At 35.4% G+C, this 16,094-nt stretch carries 19 protein-coding genes and 1 pseudogene; 15 read left to right on the top strand and 5 right to left on the bottom strand.

Annotation, left to right across the window (positions count from 1 at the left end):
- Window positions 1-87 precede the first annotated feature (87 nt).
- The 11 genes from EUBDOL_RS03505 (at window position 88) to EUBDOL_RS10935 (ending at window position 7,624) form a co-directional block, all read left to right on the top strand.
- Entirely contained in the window at window positions 88-582 is a 495-nt protein-coding gene (locus EUBDOL_RS03505; RefSeq protein WP_040463025.1) for an AbrB/MazE/SpoVT family DNA-binding domain-containing protein, read from the top strand.
- A 27-nt stretch (window positions 583-609) separates the two neighbouring features.
- Entirely contained in the window at window positions 610-894 is a 285-nt protein-coding gene (locus tag EUBDOL_RS03500) for an RNA-binding S4 domain-containing protein (protein ID WP_004798547.1), read from the top strand.
- A gap of 265 nt (window positions 895-1,159) precedes the next feature.
- Window positions 1,160-2,035: a YitT family protein gene (locus tag EUBDOL_RS03490; protein WP_004798543.1), complete on the top strand. Its 876-nt coding sequence runs from the start codon at window positions 1,160-1,162 to the stop codon at window positions 2,033-2,035.
- Window positions 2,036-2,040: 5 nt separating this feature from the next.
- Window positions 2,041-2,838, top strand: coding sequence for a histidinol-phosphatase (locus tag EUBDOL_RS03485; RefSeq protein WP_004798541.1), 798 nt, complete (start codon window positions 2,041-2,043; stop codon window positions 2,836-2,838).
- A 613-nt stretch (window positions 2,839-3,451) separates the two neighbouring features.
- Window positions 3,452-3,631 (top strand): recombinase family protein, encoded by a 180-nt coding sequence (locus EUBDOL_RS11925; protein ID WP_004798537.1) that lies wholly within the window; start codon window positions 3,452-3,454, stop codon window positions 3,629-3,631.
- Window positions 3,615-3,872, top strand: a complete 258-nt coding sequence (locus EUBDOL_RS11920; protein ID WP_407636351.1) for a recombinase family protein — start codon at window positions 3,615-3,617, stop codon at window positions 3,870-3,872. Before EUBDOL_RS11925 ends, EUBDOL_RS11920 begins: the two co-directional genes overlap by 17 nt.
- Before the next feature lie 313 nt (window positions 3,873-4,185).
- Window positions 4,186-4,950, top strand: a complete 765-nt coding sequence (locus EUBDOL_RS03475; RefSeq protein ID WP_004798535.1) for a hypothetical protein — start codon at window positions 4,186-4,188, stop codon at window positions 4,948-4,950.
- Between the two features lie 3 nt (window positions 4,951-4,953).
- A complete protein-coding gene (locus tag EUBDOL_RS03470) occupies window positions 4,954-5,715 on the top strand; it encodes a hypothetical protein (protein WP_004798533.1) in 762 nt (253 codons plus the stop codon).
- A 1-nt stretch (window position 5,716) separates the two neighbouring features.
- A complete protein-coding gene (locus EUBDOL_RS03465) occupies window positions 5,717-6,259 on the top strand; it encodes a hypothetical protein (protein WP_004798531.1) in 543 nt (180 codons plus the stop codon).
- Between the two features lie 18 nt (window positions 6,260-6,277).
- Window positions 6,278-6,730, top strand: a complete 453-nt coding sequence (locus EUBDOL_RS03460; RefSeq protein WP_040463022.1) for a thioredoxin domain-containing protein — start codon at window positions 6,278-6,280, stop codon at window positions 6,728-6,730.
- A gap of 162 nt (window positions 6,731-6,892) precedes the next feature.
- Window positions 6,893-7,624 carry a 3D domain-containing protein gene (locus tag EUBDOL_RS10935; protein ID WP_004798527.1) on the top strand — a complete coding sequence of 244 codons (732 nt, stop codon included), beginning with the start codon at window positions 6,893-6,895 and terminating at the stop codon, window positions 7,622-7,624.
- A 26-nt stretch (window positions 7,625-7,650) separates the two neighbouring features.
- On the opposite strand, the gene EUBDOL_RS11555 is transcribed toward EUBDOL_RS10935, so the two are convergent.
- Together EUBDOL_RS11555 and EUBDOL_RS11985 are read right to left on the bottom strand one after the other, a co-directional pair.
- Window positions 7,651-8,538, bottom strand: coding sequence for an XRE family transcriptional regulator (locus EUBDOL_RS11555; RefSeq protein ID WP_040463020.1), 888 nt, complete (start codon window positions 8,536-8,538; stop codon window positions 7,651-7,653).
- Window positions 8,539-8,690: 152 nt separating this feature from the next.
- Window positions 8,691-8,768: pseudogene (locus EUBDOL_RS11985) on the bottom strand (IS200/IS605 family transposase); the annotation flags it as partial.
- Between the two features lie 76 nt (window positions 8,769-8,844).
- Here EUBDOL_RS11985 and EUBDOL_RS03445 point away from each other — a divergent pair.
- The 4 genes from EUBDOL_RS03445 (at window position 8,845) to ispE (ending at window position 12,403) form a co-directional block, all read left to right on the top strand.
- Window positions 8,845-9,984: an RNA-guided endonuclease InsQ/TnpB family protein gene (locus EUBDOL_RS03445; RefSeq protein WP_004798524.1), complete on the top strand. Its 1,140-nt coding sequence runs from the start codon at window positions 8,845-8,847 to the stop codon at window positions 9,982-9,984.
- Between the two features lie 193 nt (window positions 9,985-10,177).
- Complete coding sequence (gene rnmV, locus EUBDOL_RS03440; RefSeq protein WP_040463100.1) at window positions 10,178-10,717, top strand: ribonuclease M5; 540 nt, start codon at window positions 10,178-10,180, stop codon at window positions 10,715-10,717.
- The gene (gene rsmA / locus EUBDOL_RS03435) at window positions 10,714-11,571 is read left to right on the top strand and encodes a 16S rRNA (adenine(1518)-N(6)/adenine(1519)-N(6))-dimethyltransferase RsmA (protein WP_004798521.1); all 858 of its coding nucleotides are present in this window, start codon (window positions 10,714-10,716) and stop codon (window positions 11,569-11,571) included. The genes rnmV and rsmA overlap by 4 nt, the downstream gene beginning before the upstream one ends.
- Complete coding sequence (gene ispE, locus EUBDOL_RS03430) at window positions 11,561-12,403, top strand: 4-(cytidine 5'-diphospho)-2-C-methyl-D-erythritol kinase (protein WP_004798519.1); 843 nt, start codon at window positions 11,561-11,563, stop codon at window positions 12,401-12,403. The genes rsmA and ispE overlap by 11 nt, the downstream gene beginning before the upstream one ends.
- A gap of 112 nt (window positions 12,404-12,515) precedes the next feature.
- Here the strand turns inward: ispE and EUBDOL_RS03425 are convergent, their stop codons facing one another.
- From EUBDOL_RS03425 to EUBDOL_RS03415, 3 genes are read right to left on the bottom strand one after another with little or no spacing between them, the layout of a single operon-like run.
- Window positions 12,516-12,947, bottom strand: a complete 432-nt coding sequence (locus EUBDOL_RS03425; protein ID WP_004798518.1) for a hypothetical protein — start codon at window positions 12,945-12,947, stop codon at window positions 12,516-12,518.
- Complete coding sequence (locus EUBDOL_RS03420) at window positions 12,928-13,629, bottom strand: ribulose-phosphate 3-epimerase (RefSeq protein ID WP_040463018.1); 702 nt, start codon at window positions 13,627-13,629, stop codon at window positions 12,928-12,930. Before EUBDOL_RS03420 ends, EUBDOL_RS03425 begins: the two co-directional genes overlap by 20 nt.
- 20 nt (window positions 13,630-13,649) lie before the next feature.
- Window positions 13,650-15,566 (bottom strand): BglG family transcription antiterminator, encoded by a 1,917-nt coding sequence (locus tag EUBDOL_RS03415; RefSeq protein WP_004798514.1) that lies wholly within the window; start codon window positions 15,564-15,566, stop codon window positions 13,650-13,652.
- Window positions 15,567-16,094 lie beyond the last annotated feature (528 nt).

Raw genomic sequence — 16,094 nt, 5'->3', positions numbered from 1 at the left:
TCATATCGCCTATACTTTTTTTGCATACCTGCCGGTATATTTGATAATGTGCTTGTCAATACTATCTTTAGTAAAGGAAGTGTTGTGATGAAAGCAACTGGTATCGTGCGTCGATTGGACGATTTAGGCAGGCTTGTAATACCGAAAGAAATTCGTAAGCAATATCGTTTGAAGGAAGGCGATTCGATTGAGTTTTTCACAGAAAACGATCGGATTTTAATACAAAAGTTCGATGTTATGTCAAAAAATATTGAGGAAATCTGTATTATGTGTGAAACCTTACAAGCAATGTATCAAAATACAGTATTATTTATCCAAGAAGAATGGTTACAGAGAAACCAGTATCATTTGCAGGAGGAATTTGTACGGCTTACGCATGTTCATCGCGTATGTCATTTTGAAGGTAAACAGGTTTTTCAAGATATGGATAAGCTACATAAGGGGATTATTTATCCGATTACTGCCTATGGGGATTGGTATGGAGCATTTGTGGTCTTATTGGAGAAAAGAGAGGTAAAGGAGGAGGAATATGCGGCTATGGAGGCATTTGCACAACTTTTAGCTCGCCAACAAATGCAATAAATGGTAAACTATCGGTGAGGTGAAACTATGCGATTGGATAAATATTTAAAAACAGCTCGCATTTTGAAGCGCAGAAGTGTTTCTAAGGAGCTGGCGGATAATGAGCGTGTTTATGTCAATGGACGTGTCGCCAAACCGGCAACTGATGTAAAAATCGGAGATATTGTAAAGGTTATCTTCGGTTATCGTGAATTAACGGTGCGCGTATTGGCTTTACCAAAGCAAGTGAATAAGAATGATGCGGCTTTGATGTTTGAGGTTGTTGAGGAAAAGCTAATCAAAAAGGATAGCTTAGTGGATAGAGAATGCTGATCGGAGGCATTCTTTTTATTTTGAATAATATACTGCTTGCGATCAAAGGAAGGCTTTGCTATGTAGGCGAAATGCAGATTTTGTAATGCTATGGCTAATGTTGGCTCACAGCTATTTGGTGGTTTGTATGCAGATTGTAATAAAATACAATTTGAAAGTAAGAATACAAATTTCTGTTCTCTTTGCCACCAAGGAATTGAAAAGGTAATTTATGAAAGCGTTAAAAAATGGTATAATAAAATATATAGCAGAGAGAAGGAATTGTATGAAGCTAAGTAATAAAGAGCTTATGAGGGATCTTCTATGGATTCTAGCCGGTAATATTGCATTATCAGCCGGCGTTGCATGGTTTGTTTTACCCAATAATGTATTAACCGGAGGTCTTCCCGGTGTTGCCGTTGCCTTGCAGAAGCTGATTCCGCTATCGCCGGAGCTGATGATCAATATCGGAACGATTGGATTGTTTATCGTAGGGGTGCTTATCCTAGGGAAAAAGTTTGCGATGAAAACGATTTTAAGCACGATTTGTTATCCGGTAATGCTTTCCTTGTTTTCTTATCTTGCGGAAAACTATATCCCTGCCGACACTTTTATCATGGATAAATATTTGGCAACGATTTACGGAGGCGCTTTGATGGGGATTGGGATAGGCTGCGTTTTTCGTACCGGTGCCAGTACCGGTGGTATGGATATTCCTCCATTGGTAATCAATAAATATACCCACATTCCATTACCTACCCTTGTTATGATCGTAGATGCGTTAACGGTGTTATTAGGTGCTGCTACCTATGGCTTACAAGCAGCTTTAACAGGTATTTTATCCGTATGGGTAAGTAGTTTTATGATCAATAAAACAATGCTGATTGGTGGGCATGATGCAAAAAATGTAATGATTATTTCCGATCACTATGCGGAAATCATGGATAAGATTCATGAAAGCTTAGAGCGAGGAACAACGATCATTCAAGCCGTAGGTGGATATTCGCAACAACAAAAGCCGGTTCTTATGGTAGTTGTTGTTAATAAGCAGCTTCCGGAACTGCAAAAAATGGTGGCACATATTGATTCCGAAGCCTTTGTCATTGTTATGAATGCCAATGAGGTTCAAGGACTTGGCTTTAGCTACGAGGAAGAATTGTAAGGAGGATGGTGAAGGTGCAAAGCTTTAATTATCATGCACATACCAAACGCTGTGGTCATGCGATTGGTGAAGATGAAGAATATGTTGTTGAAGCAATTCGAAACGGATATCGAAAGATTGGAGTATCTGACCATATACCCTATCCTAACGGTTATTTAGAAACGGATCGGATGCATGAAGATGAATTTGAGGAATATGTGGAAAGCATTCAGCGGTTGCAACAAAAATATGCAAAGGATATCGAAATTCGCATCGGTTTGGAATTTGAATATTATCCGGATTTTGAGGAGTATTTGTGGGATATGAAAAATCGGGTAGATTATCTCATCTTAGGACAGCATGATCGTGGTCTTTTTGCTCTTGATTTCTATAAGAATTATCGAGATGAGGATACCGAATTATATGGCAAGCTGGTAGTTGAAGCAATTGAAAAAGGATTGCCGGATATTTTGGCGCATCCGGATTTGTTCATGTATGGCAAAGAGGAGTGGACTGCGACCTGTGAAAAGGTAGCACACGATATATGTAAAGCGGCACAGGATCATCAGGTGTTACTAGAGGTAAATTTAAACGGAGTGAAGTATGGAAAATGCAAGCGAGGAAAGGAAACACGTTATTTGTATCCGTATCGTCACTTTTGGGAGATTGCCGCGCAATATGATGTTCGGGTTATTTATGGGCTTGATGCACATTTTCCTCAGAAATATAGTGATCAAAAATGCTATGACATCGTAAATCAAGAGGTCATTTATGACTTGCCATTAACCTTTGTAGAGGATTTATCATTTGATAAGAAGATTTAGCGCTGCGGCGCTTTTTTTATTTTCCTTTGTTATTAAAGTGTAAATAAAGAAAAATATGAAGTAGATGAGGATGCATTGAAAGATTTGGCAAGCAAAAAAGCTGATTCTAATGAATGCTAAAACATTCGATTGGAAGGGAAAGCAGCGCAGTTACTGATAAGTATATGGTCAGGATATACAGTTTTATTATATATCTTATATTGTTTTGTCCAATTACTAACAACTCCATCTGCCATATTTATTTCTTTGTCTAAAGAAATATTTGATTTTAACTATCCAAATATTTTTTACAATGCTTAAAATTTTTCTTCTTAATATAAAATTTTATACTAGCATTAAATTATTTACACTATCTATTATAGTGACATCATATCACTAACGATTAGACAATCCTGTTCTTTATATTTAGAGCTATTTTAATTGTTATAGCTCTTTTTTTGTTGATTTTCACTAAGTATTTGACTAAGCTACCACTGATTCTAGTAGAATCCCCATTATATGAATGAAAAAAGAATGACATGTTGTTTAGGTGATTTTTCATAATAATTTATTATAATCTAAGTTTGACAGAAAAATATTTGAAAAAGTATAAGAACATAAGGAGAGGTTTATTGTGAAAAAATATGGATATATACGAGTATCAAGTAAAGATCAAAATATCGACAGACAAGTGGAGTCACTTAGGCAATTAAAAATCGAAGATAAGAATATGTTTGTGGATAAGCAGTCTGGGAAAAATCTTGAAAGAAAAAAATTATCAAAGGATGGTGAAAAAATTGCTGGAGGGAGATGAAGTTTACATTAAATCAATTGATAGGTTTGGAAGAAATTACGATGAAATTATGGAGCAATGGAGATATTTAACGAAAGAAAGAAATGTTGATATTATCGTACTTGATTGCCCTTTACTAGATACTCGTGTGGAAACAAATGATTTAACGAGGAAATTGATATCAGGGTTAGTAATACAGATTCTCTCATATGTAGCACAAATCGAGCGGGAGAATATTAAGCAAAGGGCATCAAAATTTTAATGAAGTGTACAATTTGTGAGCAGAACATAAAATAAGTAAAAGAGAAGCTGCAAAACAGTTGAATACTAATCATAACACATTCACGAAATGGGTAGAAAGAAGAAATAAAAAAATGGAAAAAATTGGATAAAATTGTAGAGAATGAAAAACCTGGCTCTCGTTTTACAGATACTTTAACATTCAAAGTAACTAGTTTAAGTGGTGATGGATTAACTCAAGTGAAATAATCGAATTTAAATAAATTATATAGCCCATAGGGCAATAATGGTTCAATGGCTGTAATGTCATTGAACCATTTTTAGGAGGTGTGAGAATGTTTTATAAGCTTAAAGAAACGAGTAACAGTAAGGATTCTTGGGTAGATGTAAATCATCAATCATGGCCCTATATCAGTAATGATCAGATGGATCACATATATCCTAATGGGGGGTATAGAATCATCGGAGATGTAGGGAGTCGGAAAGAAAGTCAGTTTACACTGCAATATCACGATCAATGTATTGATGTAGCACCATATATTCCAAAATTAAGATCGAATGAATATTGTTTAGGGTATATTGCAGTGGAATCAAATGATTTTAGTGATGCATATATTCGAATCATTAAAAGATCAAATAAGAAGTTTCTTTTTTTGCTTTTGATGCTTCTTTTAATAGGAACAGGTTTATTTGTCGGTAGAGATATTTGGAAACAAGATGAGCCTAGTTTAGATGATAGTGCTATTTCGTATCACATTGAGGGATTAGAAAATAAAGATCCAAAGAATATTTCGATTCCTTTATTTGGGACTATACATGTAGATTCAAAGACTATGAAGTCTACAATAAATTTGGCAAATCCGAAAGGAAATCCGTGTTATTTTGGCTATCGTATTATTTTAAAAGAGAGAGATGAGGAAATTTATCGTTCAAAGCTTATAGAACCAGGAACGGCAATTCCGGGATTTAAAGTGAATAGAAAATTAGAGAAAGGTAGTTATCCATCGCTCATTATTGTAGAGACATATTCACTACAAGACCATTCGGTTAAAATGAATGGTGGGGAAATGGATGTGACATTAGTAGTAGAGGAGGAATGATGTATGAAATATGAATATAGAGAGATAGAATCTTGTTTAAAAAAATGGAAAGATGATCATAAGCGAGAGTGGCCGTATTTGTCTCAAGAAGATTTGATTGCTAATGGGGTGGATGCACCTATGCTATTTGCTGATGTTGCATTGGATAAGAAAAAGACAAATGGTAGTTTTTTATCGTATTGCGGTAGAAAACTGAAGCTGAATGCGATAGATGAATCAATATCTACTAAGATGGTGATTGGTTACATTCCTTGTGTTAATGAAGATGGAGAAAAAGGTTTTTTACGCATTATTAGGAAAAAGAGAAGGATTTTATTGTTTTTGATTCCCTTACTGCTTTTAATTGGGTTGCTTATAGGGGGTTGGTATTTTCTAAGTCATCAGAATACCGTAGATTTAGATGAAGCTGCGATATCCTATCAAATGCCGAATGGCATGAAAAATGATAATCCTCAAGAGATCATGATACCGGTTTTCAATCAACTAAAAACGAATCATAATTCTAATACAATTTCGGTTGGTTTAGTAAATCCGGAAGGAAATCCTTGTTATTTTAAATATAAGATTGTGTTGAAAGAATCAAAAAAGACGATTTATGAGAGTAAGTGGATAGAGCCGGGTACTGCAGTAGTTGAAATTGAAATTAAAGAAAAATTAAAAATAGGAACATATCCTATTACGATCAAGGTAGAAAGCGGAAGTTTAGATGATCCAAGCGTAGCTTTAAATGGCGGAGAAATAGAATCAACTTTGAAGGTTGAATGACATGAAGAAGATAAGAAATTTAAGTATGGTATGTGTTTTCTTTATTGCAATTGCAGGCTGTTCAGATAACGAATGGAGTGCAAAAGAGAGTGATGTTGTTAGCAGTAAGACGATTGTTGTTACAGATTTAGAGATGGATTTTCATTCAGCGAAGATACAAAAAGAGGTGAAACCGCAGAAACCTCAAGGATATTATCCACATTATAAAGAAAAAGAAGGATACCATTATTATGTATTAACCGGAACACTTAAAAATCTTGGGAAATCTACGTTTAATTTAAAGAATATAAAAGTTAATGGGAGCAACGCTAAGGGTTTATTGCCTGCAAAATTAGTTCTGATCAATGAGATAGAGAGTTATTTTTGGGATGAAATAGGACCCAATGGCTCGCTTCAATTCTACTTGTTTTCTATTGTAAAAGATGATGAAAAGAACCCTGATTATTTTCATTTCTATTATGATGAGGATAATAAGTTGGAAGAAGAACAAGTTGAATTTGATTATAAGCTAACCTATGAAATACCTAAGGTATTTAAAAAATAATTGATTGAGAGGGATAGTATGAGGAAATGGAAAAAAAAGCATTGCTTATCAATCCTCTTTGTTGTGTTTACCATCTGTGGAATGCTGTATTTATCGTCTCGAAAAAACAATAGCGCGCCCTTTGGGGAAGTTATTTCAATTACCCAAAGGGAAATGAAGTCTAAGTTTAATAATCAGGATACGTTTATAGCAGTTGTTACCAGAGATAATTGCAAATACTGTCATGAGTGGAACCAGATGATAAGCGATTATTTACAAGATCATGATGTAACAATATATGATTTGAACATTGACAAAAATAAATTAAGTGATGAAAATGAAATTCGAGAGTTGTTTCCTAGTTATATAGGAACACCTAATATTTTTTGTGTTAAAGATGGTAAAATTGTGAGTCAATATGACAATATGAATGGAACGTTAAATGCGGAATTGTTTGATAAATGGGTACAAAAGTATGCAATGGAAAAATAAAATATATTTAATCGTGGTTCATAGTTTGCTCCTTCGCTCTTAGCGAGGGAGTTTTTACTTTTAACATGTATGAATATTTGAAATTAGGGAATATTAGCAATAACTAAGAAAATAAATAGTAATTAGGGATATATTGTAAGATGTATCCTAAAGGAGGAAACAATGAAACGAAAGCGAATGCTCTTTGGAGTTGTTTGTAGCCTTACTTTGTTTTGCAATGGATACAGTGAATATATATATGATGATGTTTTCGGTAAACAACAGGCTGCAATGGTTATGCACATCACAGATGAAAACAGCCGCTTGCCAAAAGACCTTTTTCAAGTACATAATTCGCCGATAAAAAACAATCGAGTGTTAAAACATATTCATAGGGTATTCGATAAGCTGGTAATAAACTCCGGAATAAAAAAAATAACGCTCAGCTTCTTAAAGGAAATACAAGCACAGCAAGAAGCAGAGCGTCAAAAACGAACCATACCGGCGAGTATTACTACTTATGGGATAGATTGTGTTGGTTGTCAATCGTATAATGGGCGAGGAGGTACGGCAATGGGGATAGCCTTAGATGCTTCATTGGGTGTTATGCAGCCAAATGGGGAGTGGAAAGCGGGCATTCAATATGGAGGTTACTATATTATCGCCGCTGATCCAAGCATACCGATGTGTTCGATTTTTAAAATCAGTAATCATGGCTTAAGCGGTGCCGGAATTAAGGTAGAACAGCCCTTTTATGCAATGGTGATGGATCGCGGAGGTGCTATTCAAGGAAATCATTTCGATTTATATATTGGTTTACAATCCGCTAATCCTTTACAACGTATCTATGTATCCACTGCCAATGCAGAACTTATACGTTATGGTGGGAATAATGGACAAGGGTGTGCTCTTTAAGGGCATATCTTTTTTATAAATATATCTTATTTGTTCCATTTGGAAGGAATCTTATATTTACGAAGATAAAATATAAGGGATACTACGCTTGGAATGATGATCCATGAAAACATGCTGATAAGCAAAACCTTTTCTTTATCCGCAAACATAAGAAGTCCTACTATCATTAACATAATAGAAGGAACTGTGATCAAGGCAATGATACGATGAGCGAAATACCAAGTTTCTTCATCACAAACGGTCCATGGCAGACGCAGACCGACAAAGCGGGTGTAAGGCAGTTTCGGACTGATATGGCCTAAAAACAGCATCACGACTATAACGATACCTACCGCAAAGCAAAACTCACTTTCTTCTCCTACCATGCCTAGCTTTTCCAAGCATACAAAGCCAACGATAAAAAGGATCAAACAAAGTGAAAAAAGCAAGGACAGCTTTAAGGCGTGGAACTGTTGCTTAGAGGGAGAGGAGGTTTGTGATGCTAAGAGTGCTAAATTGCGATATAAAACCCAAAGGCTTGCTAAAACACAAAGTAAGATCAAACCGATAGACAAGAAGGTATTTTTAACGACAAGAGCAATGGTAAGAGAGGCAATAAGAAGATATAAAATCAGGTTGCGTTTTTGATGATAAAGCTGTAACCTGCGTTCCTCCTTAATATGCTTGGCCAATTCTTCATTTAAGCGTGCTAATTCTGTATCAACCGATAGGCTATCCTTTCCACTGTAATCCAACAGCTGTTCTACGGAAACTTGTAACAGCTTGGCAATTTCAACCAACATATCCGCATCGGGAACGGATAGATTTGTTTCCCATTTTGATATGGTTTGTCGTACGACATGCAGCTTTACTGCCATTTCCTCTTGACTTAATCCACATTCTTTACGATATTTACGTATATTTTCATTTAGCATTAAAAACACCTCGTTTCCGTTATTATAAAATTCATTATGATTTTTTCCAAGCAACGAAAATTAACATCGGAAAGAAAGCATTAAGAGAATGGATTGTTACTTTTCATAAATTTTTTAGGTTGCGGAAACCCACTTCCTTTGGGTGGTGGGACCTATCCTTGTGATTCGATATATCTTTGTATGGTAGCGGATGATACTTCTCCGATGCTATAAGCAAAATAACCATCTGAATTCCTACTTACTTGAATCTCACTAATTAAAATTATATAATTTAGATAGTGAAATATCAATGAAAGGAGTACGCTTATGGGACAAATGACAGTTACAGCAAAAATACAAATATCTGTTTCCGATGATGAGAAAACATTGTTAGACAATACAATGTTTGCGTATCGTGATGCTTGTAATTATGTTTCTAATTATGTATCCCAGACACATGACCTTAAACAATTTTCCCTTAATAAAGCGTTATATTCTACGATTCGAGAAAGATTTGGCTTAAAATCACAAATGACACAATCTGTTTTTAAGGCTGTTATCGCTAGATATAAGACAATTCTTGAAAATCAGAAAGAATGGATCAAACCATGTTTTAAAAAGCCTCAGTATGACCTTGTCTGGAATCGAGATTATTCTCTTACACAGAATTGTTTTTCAGTAAATACATTATATGGTCGTGTGAAACTATCATATTTCGCTCAAGGTATGGATAAATACTTTGACCATACTATCTATAAGTTTGGAACAGCTAAACTTGTAAATAAACATGGTAAGTATTATCTGCATATTCCTGTGACTTACGATGTTGAAGAAACATCACTTTCGGATATATGTAATGTTGTCGGTATAGACAGAGGAATCAACTTTGTTGTTGCAACTTATGACAGTAAATATAAGTCAAAGTTTGTTCGTGGCAAAGAAATAAAACAAAAGAGAGCGAATTATTCTAAACTTCGCAAAGAGTTGCAGATGCGACATACATCGTCTTCAAGACGAAGAATTAAAGCAATTGATCAACGAGAAAACCGTTGGATGCAGGATATTAACCATCAGGTATCAAAGGCACTTGTTGAAAAGAACCCAAAGCATACCCTTTTTGTACTTGAGGATTTATCTGGTGTCCGTAATGCTACGGAACGAGTACGCATGAAAGATAGATATGTATCTGTATCGTGGTCTTTTTACGACCTTGAACAAAAACTTATTTATAAAGCAAAACAAAATCAGTCAACAGTTATCAAAGTTGACCCTCACTATACAAGTCAATGTTGTCCTGTTTGTGGACATATTGAAAAAGCAAATCGAAATAAAAAGAAACATTTGTTTACTTGTAAGAATTGTGGGTATCAATCAAATGATGACCGTATTGGAGCAATGAATCTGTATCGAATGGGAATCAATTATCTAGTGGATAGTCAAGTACCAAATACAGTTGTTGTAGAGTAAACTCTACGGCAAAGGGTGCTGTCAACCACCCTATGATGTAACGCCACTATGAACAGTGATGTTTGTAGAATAACAAAGGTCGGAGATGCAAATCGTTGGTACGACTGGGCAGTTACAAGCCCATTACCTTCAGGTGATGGGTAGTTGACTTTAAGCGATTTCCTGTAAAATGTATATGAAATGTGGTGTGAAAATGAAAATAAAAGAAGTCATTGTTGTAGAGGGAAAAAACGATACGAACGTCTTACAAAGCTATGTGGAATGTGATACGATTGAAACACATGGCAGTGCGCTTTCGCAAGAAACGCTATGTCAGATTCGTGAAATGCAAGAAACAAGAGGCGTTATTATTTTTACCGATCCGGATTATCCGGGAGAAATGATACGTCGTAAGATCAATCAATTTATTCCCGGCTGTAAGAATGCTTTTATTGAAAAGGGAAAGGCAAAGACCACCAAAAAGGTAGGCGTTGAGCATGCGAAAAAAGAGGATATTCTAGATGCTTTAAAGCATTTGATGACTTATGATGAAGAAGTAAAGGAAAGCTTATCCTATGAGGAATTTATAGATCTTGGCTTAGTCGGAGGAAAAGAGGCGGCGAAGCATCGTGAGGAAATAGGAAGAATATTATATTTAGGTAAGCCCAATGCCAAAACACTGTATAAGCGTTTAAATATGATCGGTTATACCAAGGAAGATGTATTACGTATTTTGAAAGGAACAGAAGCATGATAAAACCAATCGCAACCCCAAGCAGAACAAAAGAGATACTCGCTAAGCATGATGTATTTGCGAAAAAGAACTATGGACAAAACTTTTTGATTGAACCAAGCGTAGTGGAAAAGATTGCACGCAGTGCGATTGGCGAAAAGAAGTGTGTTGCATTTGAAATCGGACCGGGCATCGGAGCACTTACGCAATATCTTTGTGAATATGCCCAAAAGGTGGTATCCTTTGAAATTGATGAGAGATTACCGGAGGTGTTGAAAGATACCTTACAGGAATATGATAATTTTGAAATTGTTTTACAGGATTTTTTAACGATTGATTTAAACGCTTGGGTGGAAAAATATCGTCAAGAGGGCTATGAGGTTGTAGTGGCGGCTAATCTTCCGTATTATATTACCACACCGATTTTGTTTAAAATCTTTGAGGCGGAAGCTAACATATCTTCGATTACGGTGATGATGCAAAAGGAAGTCGCAGATCGCTTCTATGCGAAAGTGAATACGAAGGATTATAATGCGCTTAGTGTTATCACACAGTATCGCTGTGAGGTATCGCCTGTGATGAAGGTTCCTAAAAATGTATTTATGCCAAAGCCCAATGTCGATAGTGCGGTTTTGCAGTTTCGCTTTAAACAGCGTAATGAAAATATTGAGGAAGAAGTCTTTTTCGAGATGGTTAAGGCTTGTTTTAAGCAACGAAGAAAGACGATGTTAAATAATTTTGGAGAATATCTGCAAGATAAAGCCAAAGCAATGGCATTGCTGGAACAGGCAAATATCGATCCGAAGCGGCGTGGAGAAAGTGTTAGCTTAGCTGAGTTTTTGGTATTGTATGAGGTGATGCGTAATGAAGCTTAAGGCGTATGCGAAAATCAATCTTTCCTTAGATGTAAAGGGAAAGCGCAAAGACGGTTATCATGAGCTTGATATGATCATGGTACCGATCGATCTTTACGATCTCGTGAATATCGAATTGGCAACGGAAGATCGTTTTACATGCAATGTGGAAGGACTTGCTATGGATAGCAGCAATACGGTTGTTAAGGCAGCTACATTGATGCGTGAAGTATATCATTTGGATCAAAAATTCCATATTCATGTGGAAAAAAATATTCCCGCTCAAGCCGGTTTGGCAGGGGGAAGCAGTGATGGAGCAGCGGTGATGCGAGGTATTCGGGAATTGTGTAAATTAGATGTACCGATAGAGGAACTGGCAATGCTGAGCAAGCGGGTCGGTGCCGATGTACCATTTTGTGTTATGGCAAAAAGTGCAGTTGTGCAAGGAATTGGTGAATATATTACACCGTTTGATGTTCATTGTGATTTTGATATTTTGCTTGTTAAACCACCGATGGGAGTATCGACACAACAGGCGTTTTCGATGCTGGACTTTTCTAAGTGTGCTCACCCAAGCAGTATGGCGGTGCGTAAGTGCTTGGAGGAGGATCGCTTTGAAGAATTAGCGCATTGTATGGGAAATTCATTGGAATACAGTGCCTTTCAGCTTGTTTCGGATATTGCCAAGATTAAAACGGAATTAAGTGAGGCGGGGTTTGAGGTTGTTTTAATGTCCGGAAGTGGGAGTACGGTGTTTGCCTTGACTAGAAATCAAGCGTTATTGAATACACAAGCAGAGAAAATGAAAGCCAAAGGCTATTTTGTTGCGAAGACCAAAATAGTGAAGGAATAAAAAGAAAACCGGATAACACACAGATAGGGAGATTGAATTTTTATATATCCTAGGTGTGGTGATCTGGTTTTTTTGATAAGCTTAAATATGTAAGATTGACATATGATTCTATTTATACATGATGAAAGAAATCACAAAAGGCTTCGACATTGCTTTTTTGATTTTTAAATTCACTGATTGTAGAAGAATTTAACCATAAGATTTTTATTTTTTCTTGATTGAATTCTAACTGTAAATGACTTTTTAAAATACCTTTATGAATCTTTGAAGCTGTAATATCGGATAGAGGAATATTAAAAAGACCGGTTGTTCGCGTGGTATCTAAAGAATGTAAGGTAATAATTTTTATATGGGTATTACTTAAAGCAACATAGGCATATATATTTTGAAAACCGATTGATGATTTAGAGGAATCTACACGGTAGCTGTTAAGCTTAGGAGTGTAATTGATGGTTCCCCATGTTTTCGCAAGAATGGTTTCATTCGCATCAGTAATCGGTTTTAAAGCATTGTCCATACTTTCGTTATTTAATGATATTGCCATGAAAGTTACCTCCGATATTTTTTATATGTTTTAAATTGTTTTGTAAAGTATCTTCTTGAAGAAATAATCCCGAGGAGCCCAATGTGAATGTATCCGCACCGGCTTCTATACAGCGGTTGATCGTAGTTTGGTTGATATTTCCATCAACTTCGATCCTACGATAAATCTTTGCTTGGTTTAACAGTTCACGCATTTGTCTAACATGTTCTAAAGCATCTAGATGAATTGTCTGACCGGCATATCCAGGATTTACCGTTAATTTAAGTATTTTATCTGCGACCTTGGCAAGGGATAGAAAATCTTTTGGTGGGGAGGTATCACATTTGAATGCCAGAACTGCACAAGCTCCTAATTGTTTGATGATATTAAGGGTCTCCATACAATCGACAGTTGCTTCATAATGAATAGCGATTTCGCTAGCACCACTTCGAATCATGGGTTTCAAGTAAGGAAAAGGGTTTTCACATGCCAGATGGACTAAGATAGGAAGCTTTGTATACTCGCTGATGACTTGAAGAATTTTATCTCCGAAGATGAAGCAATCGTTAAAAATACCATCAACGACATCATAATGCAGTCCGTTGATTTCAGAAACATTTAATTCTTGAATAGATTTTTCGATATGTCCTAAATGCATACAGGAAACGGAAGCATTGTATAGAAATGTAGGTTCATTGTTCATCGTCTTATACCTTCTATCGTTTATAAAATATTGGATTTTAAGTTTGCTTCAAGAACTTGCTTAAAATGTTCGTAGTTCTCTACCTCTAATACCTCTTGTTTAAATTGGTTATTAAACAGTAGAGGAGATAGATAATCCCAAGCACGAAAGGCCTCTAGATTATTTTTTTGTATGCATACAAGGAATACTAAATTTACATAGTTTCCATCATTATCCCATGGAATCGGCTTCTTTAAAACAATTTCACCGATGAAAGACTCATTTGTAATTAAGTGCATGGGGTGCAAAATCGCAACTCCGTTTCCGAAATAGGTACTTCCAAATTCTTCACGAAGTTCAATTTCTTCGTATAAATTTTCAATCTGATACAATTGGCTAGCCGTTTTGACAAGCTTTTTTTGTACCTTTTCTTTAGCGGGGATTTCCGCACGGAAAAACAGACGAGGATCGAATAAACGGATAATATCTTCGACATTTTTAAATCCTTCGATGCGAACTTTAATTTTTTGTAGTTCCGAAGCATCGGGGAAAAAGGTAAGTTTTGTGGCTAAGCCAACCTCGGTAGCCTTGTTATCTTCGGTAGAGAAGAATAAATCAAAGGCATCTAAGTCGATTTTTTCTAATTCTTGAGAGGAAACAAAGGTAATATCAGCGATATATTTTCTGAATTGATCGTAAAGAAGCTGTTCCAATAAAAAATATTCAGAACGTTTCAAATTGGTAATGATACATAATCTTTTGTTTCCTTTTAATACCGCATAATCATTGATGCTTTTGTTAAAGTATATTGCTAAAAAGGCAGTTTCGCTTTCTTTTATCAAACAGTTATAGCGTTCGGATAATAAATAAGAAAAATAAGTGGCTATGTCAAAGGCATAAGGAAAACTTTGTTTGATATAATCCAACATCTCATTTTTGATTTGTACGTTGTTTTTGGCACGGGATATGAGAGGAACGAGGTGAAGTGCCAATGACATTCTTAAATTTACATCATGCAAAAAATCAGTTGGATAGGATTCTTTGATTTTTTCCAAAGCATACAAAATAAACTCGTTTAGATCTTCGGAGATATAATCTGTATTGCGGAAGTTGGAGTGATTGTTGATATACATTGCCAAAAAATTGATTTCTGTTTGCGGTACGCGTAACAGATATTTTGTTTCAATACGCTCAAAGATATTTCTTGCGATTTCAATTTCCACAGAATGTGTAATATCGTCATTGATATCCTCCTCATTGAGATAAAAAAAGGAACCAATGCGGCGAATGGAGATATTTAACCAAAGTATTAAGTTTTGAAATTCGACATCGGAAATCGGATATTGCTTATGTAAAAGCTCATTAATCAACAGATTGTGAATAAAGGAAATATGTCCGGTTTCGGAGCCGGTGATCAAATTGGTAGGCAAAACAGAGAGATACGCATAGTTATTATCCATTAAACAGATTCGTTTATCTCTTTCTAAGCCATCGATCCAAAGGTAGCCTTTGGATTGAATCAGACGTAAGGAATACTTGGAAATAATAGTTTCTAATTCCTTTAAATCAAGCATTAAGGTAGATTTTGATACAAAGATATAATCAGCGCATTTTGTAATCGAGATGCTTTTTCTTTGGTCGAGTAGGAAATTTAAAAGCTTATAGATGCGATCATCACGATCATTTGTATTGAATTCATCGGATTGCAATTTTAAATCGTTGATGAATTGTTTGAATTTTTCATTATGCATCACGATAATTCGTGTCCCGAAAGGAACTTTTGACTCAATGATAAAATCGTTTTTATACATCAATGTTTCTTCTTTGATAGCTTTTAAATCATTTTGGACAGTTCGTAAGCTTACATTAAATTTATCTGAAAAATGGTTGGCTTTGTAATATTCACCAACTTGATTAGACATTTCCAATAAAATACTGATTTGGCGTTTGATCAACATAGACTGTCATTCTCTCCTCTCATCATCTAAGCATCAAATATATAGAAAAATGCAGAATCATTATTCCATAAAACAAAAATCTCTATTAATGAATTACACCTATAATAATATCCTGTATTTAATTATGAAAAAATATAGATTTGCATAATCATTACGCAATATTATAACAATTTTTTTACGTAGATAATATGAAATTGTTTGAATCAATTATGTAATTCGGTTTTATATAATGAATTTGTCGGAGGACATTAGAATAATTCAAGAAGGAAAAGGAGGCCTTGGTGTTTGCTGATATGTGTATGATCTAAGTAAAAAATGTCTTCCCTACTCAAGTATCTATGCGTTTTCTTTGAAAAGATGAACATTATAGGCTGAATATAACAGCTGTCATATAAGACAAAGTGAAAAAACCGTAAATGAAACGGAAGGTAATTCGGCAAAACAAGCAGTGGAATAACGAAAAAGATTGTTCGAAAACTTCATAATGATTATGAAGTTAGTAAAATTTAAATTTCACAATGATTGCGA

This window comes from Amedibacillus dolichus DSM 3991 (genome assembly GCF_000154285.1).
GTDB classification, from domain to species: Bacteria; Bacillota_I; Bacilli_A; order Erysipelotrichales; family Erysipelotrichaceae; genus Amedibacillus; species Amedibacillus dolichus.
Note: the sequence above shows the minus strand (reverse complement) of the source record. Positions and strands in the feature narration are given on the sequence as shown.

Coding starts and splice junctions, on each gene's coding strand:
- EUBDOL_RS03465 (WP_004798531.1), top strand. CDS start 5,717: ATGAAGAAGATAAGAAATTTAAGTATGGTATGTGTTTTCTTTATTGCA.
- EUBDOL_RS03485 (WP_004798541.1), top strand. CDS start 2,041: ATGGTGAAGGTGCAAAGCTTTAATTATCATGCACATACCAAACGCTGT.
- EUBDOL_RS03505 (WP_040463025.1), top strand. CDS start 88: ATGAAAGCAACTGGTATCGTGCGTCGATTGGACGATTTAGGCAGGCTT.
- EUBDOL_RS03460 (WP_040463022.1), top strand. CDS start 6,278: ATGAGGAAATGGAAAAAAAAGCATTGCTTATCAATCCTCTTTGTTGTG.
- EUBDOL_RS10935 (WP_004798527.1), top strand. CDS start 6,893: ATGAAACGAAAGCGAATGCTCTTTGGAGTTGTTTGTAGCCTTACTTTG.
- ispE (WP_004798519.1), top strand. CDS start 11,561: ATGAAGCTTAAGGCGTATGCGAAAATCAATCTTTCCTTAGATGTAAAG.
- EUBDOL_RS03415 (WP_004798514.1), bottom strand. CDS start 15,566: ATGTTGATCAAACGCCAAATCAGTATTTTATTGGAAATGTCTAATCAA.
- rnmV (WP_040463100.1), top strand. CDS start 10,178: ATGAAAATAAAAGAAGTCATTGTTGTAGAGGGAAAAAACGATACGAAC.
- EUBDOL_RS03470 (WP_004798533.1), top strand. CDS start 4,954: ATGAAATATGAATATAGAGAGATAGAATCTTGTTTAAAAAAATGGAAA.
- EUBDOL_RS03445 (WP_004798524.1), top strand. CDS start 8,845: ATGGGACAAATGACAGTTACAGCAAAAATACAAATATCTGTTTCCGAT.
- EUBDOL_RS03500 (WP_004798547.1), top strand. CDS start 610: ATGCGATTGGATAAATATTTAAAAACAGCTCGCATTTTGAAGCGCAGA.
- rsmA (WP_004798521.1), top strand. CDS start 10,714: ATGATAAAACCAATCGCAACCCCAAGCAGAACAAAAGAGATACTCGCT.
- EUBDOL_RS03420 (WP_040463018.1), bottom strand. CDS start 13,629: ATGAACAATGAACCTACATTTCTATACAATGCTTCCGTTTCCTGTATG.
- EUBDOL_RS03425 (WP_004798518.1), bottom strand. CDS start 12,947: ATGGCAATATCATTAAATAACGAAAGTATGGACAATGCTTTAAAACCG.
- EUBDOL_RS03475 (WP_004798535.1), top strand. CDS start 4,186: ATGTTTTATAAGCTTAAAGAAACGAGTAACAGTAAGGATTCTTGGGTA.
- EUBDOL_RS11555 (WP_040463020.1), bottom strand. CDS start 8,538: ATGCTAAATGAAAATATACGTAAATATCGTAAAGAATGTGGATTAAGT.
- EUBDOL_RS03490 (WP_004798543.1), top strand. CDS start 1,160: ATGAAGCTAAGTAATAAAGAGCTTATGAGGGATCTTCTATGGATTCTA.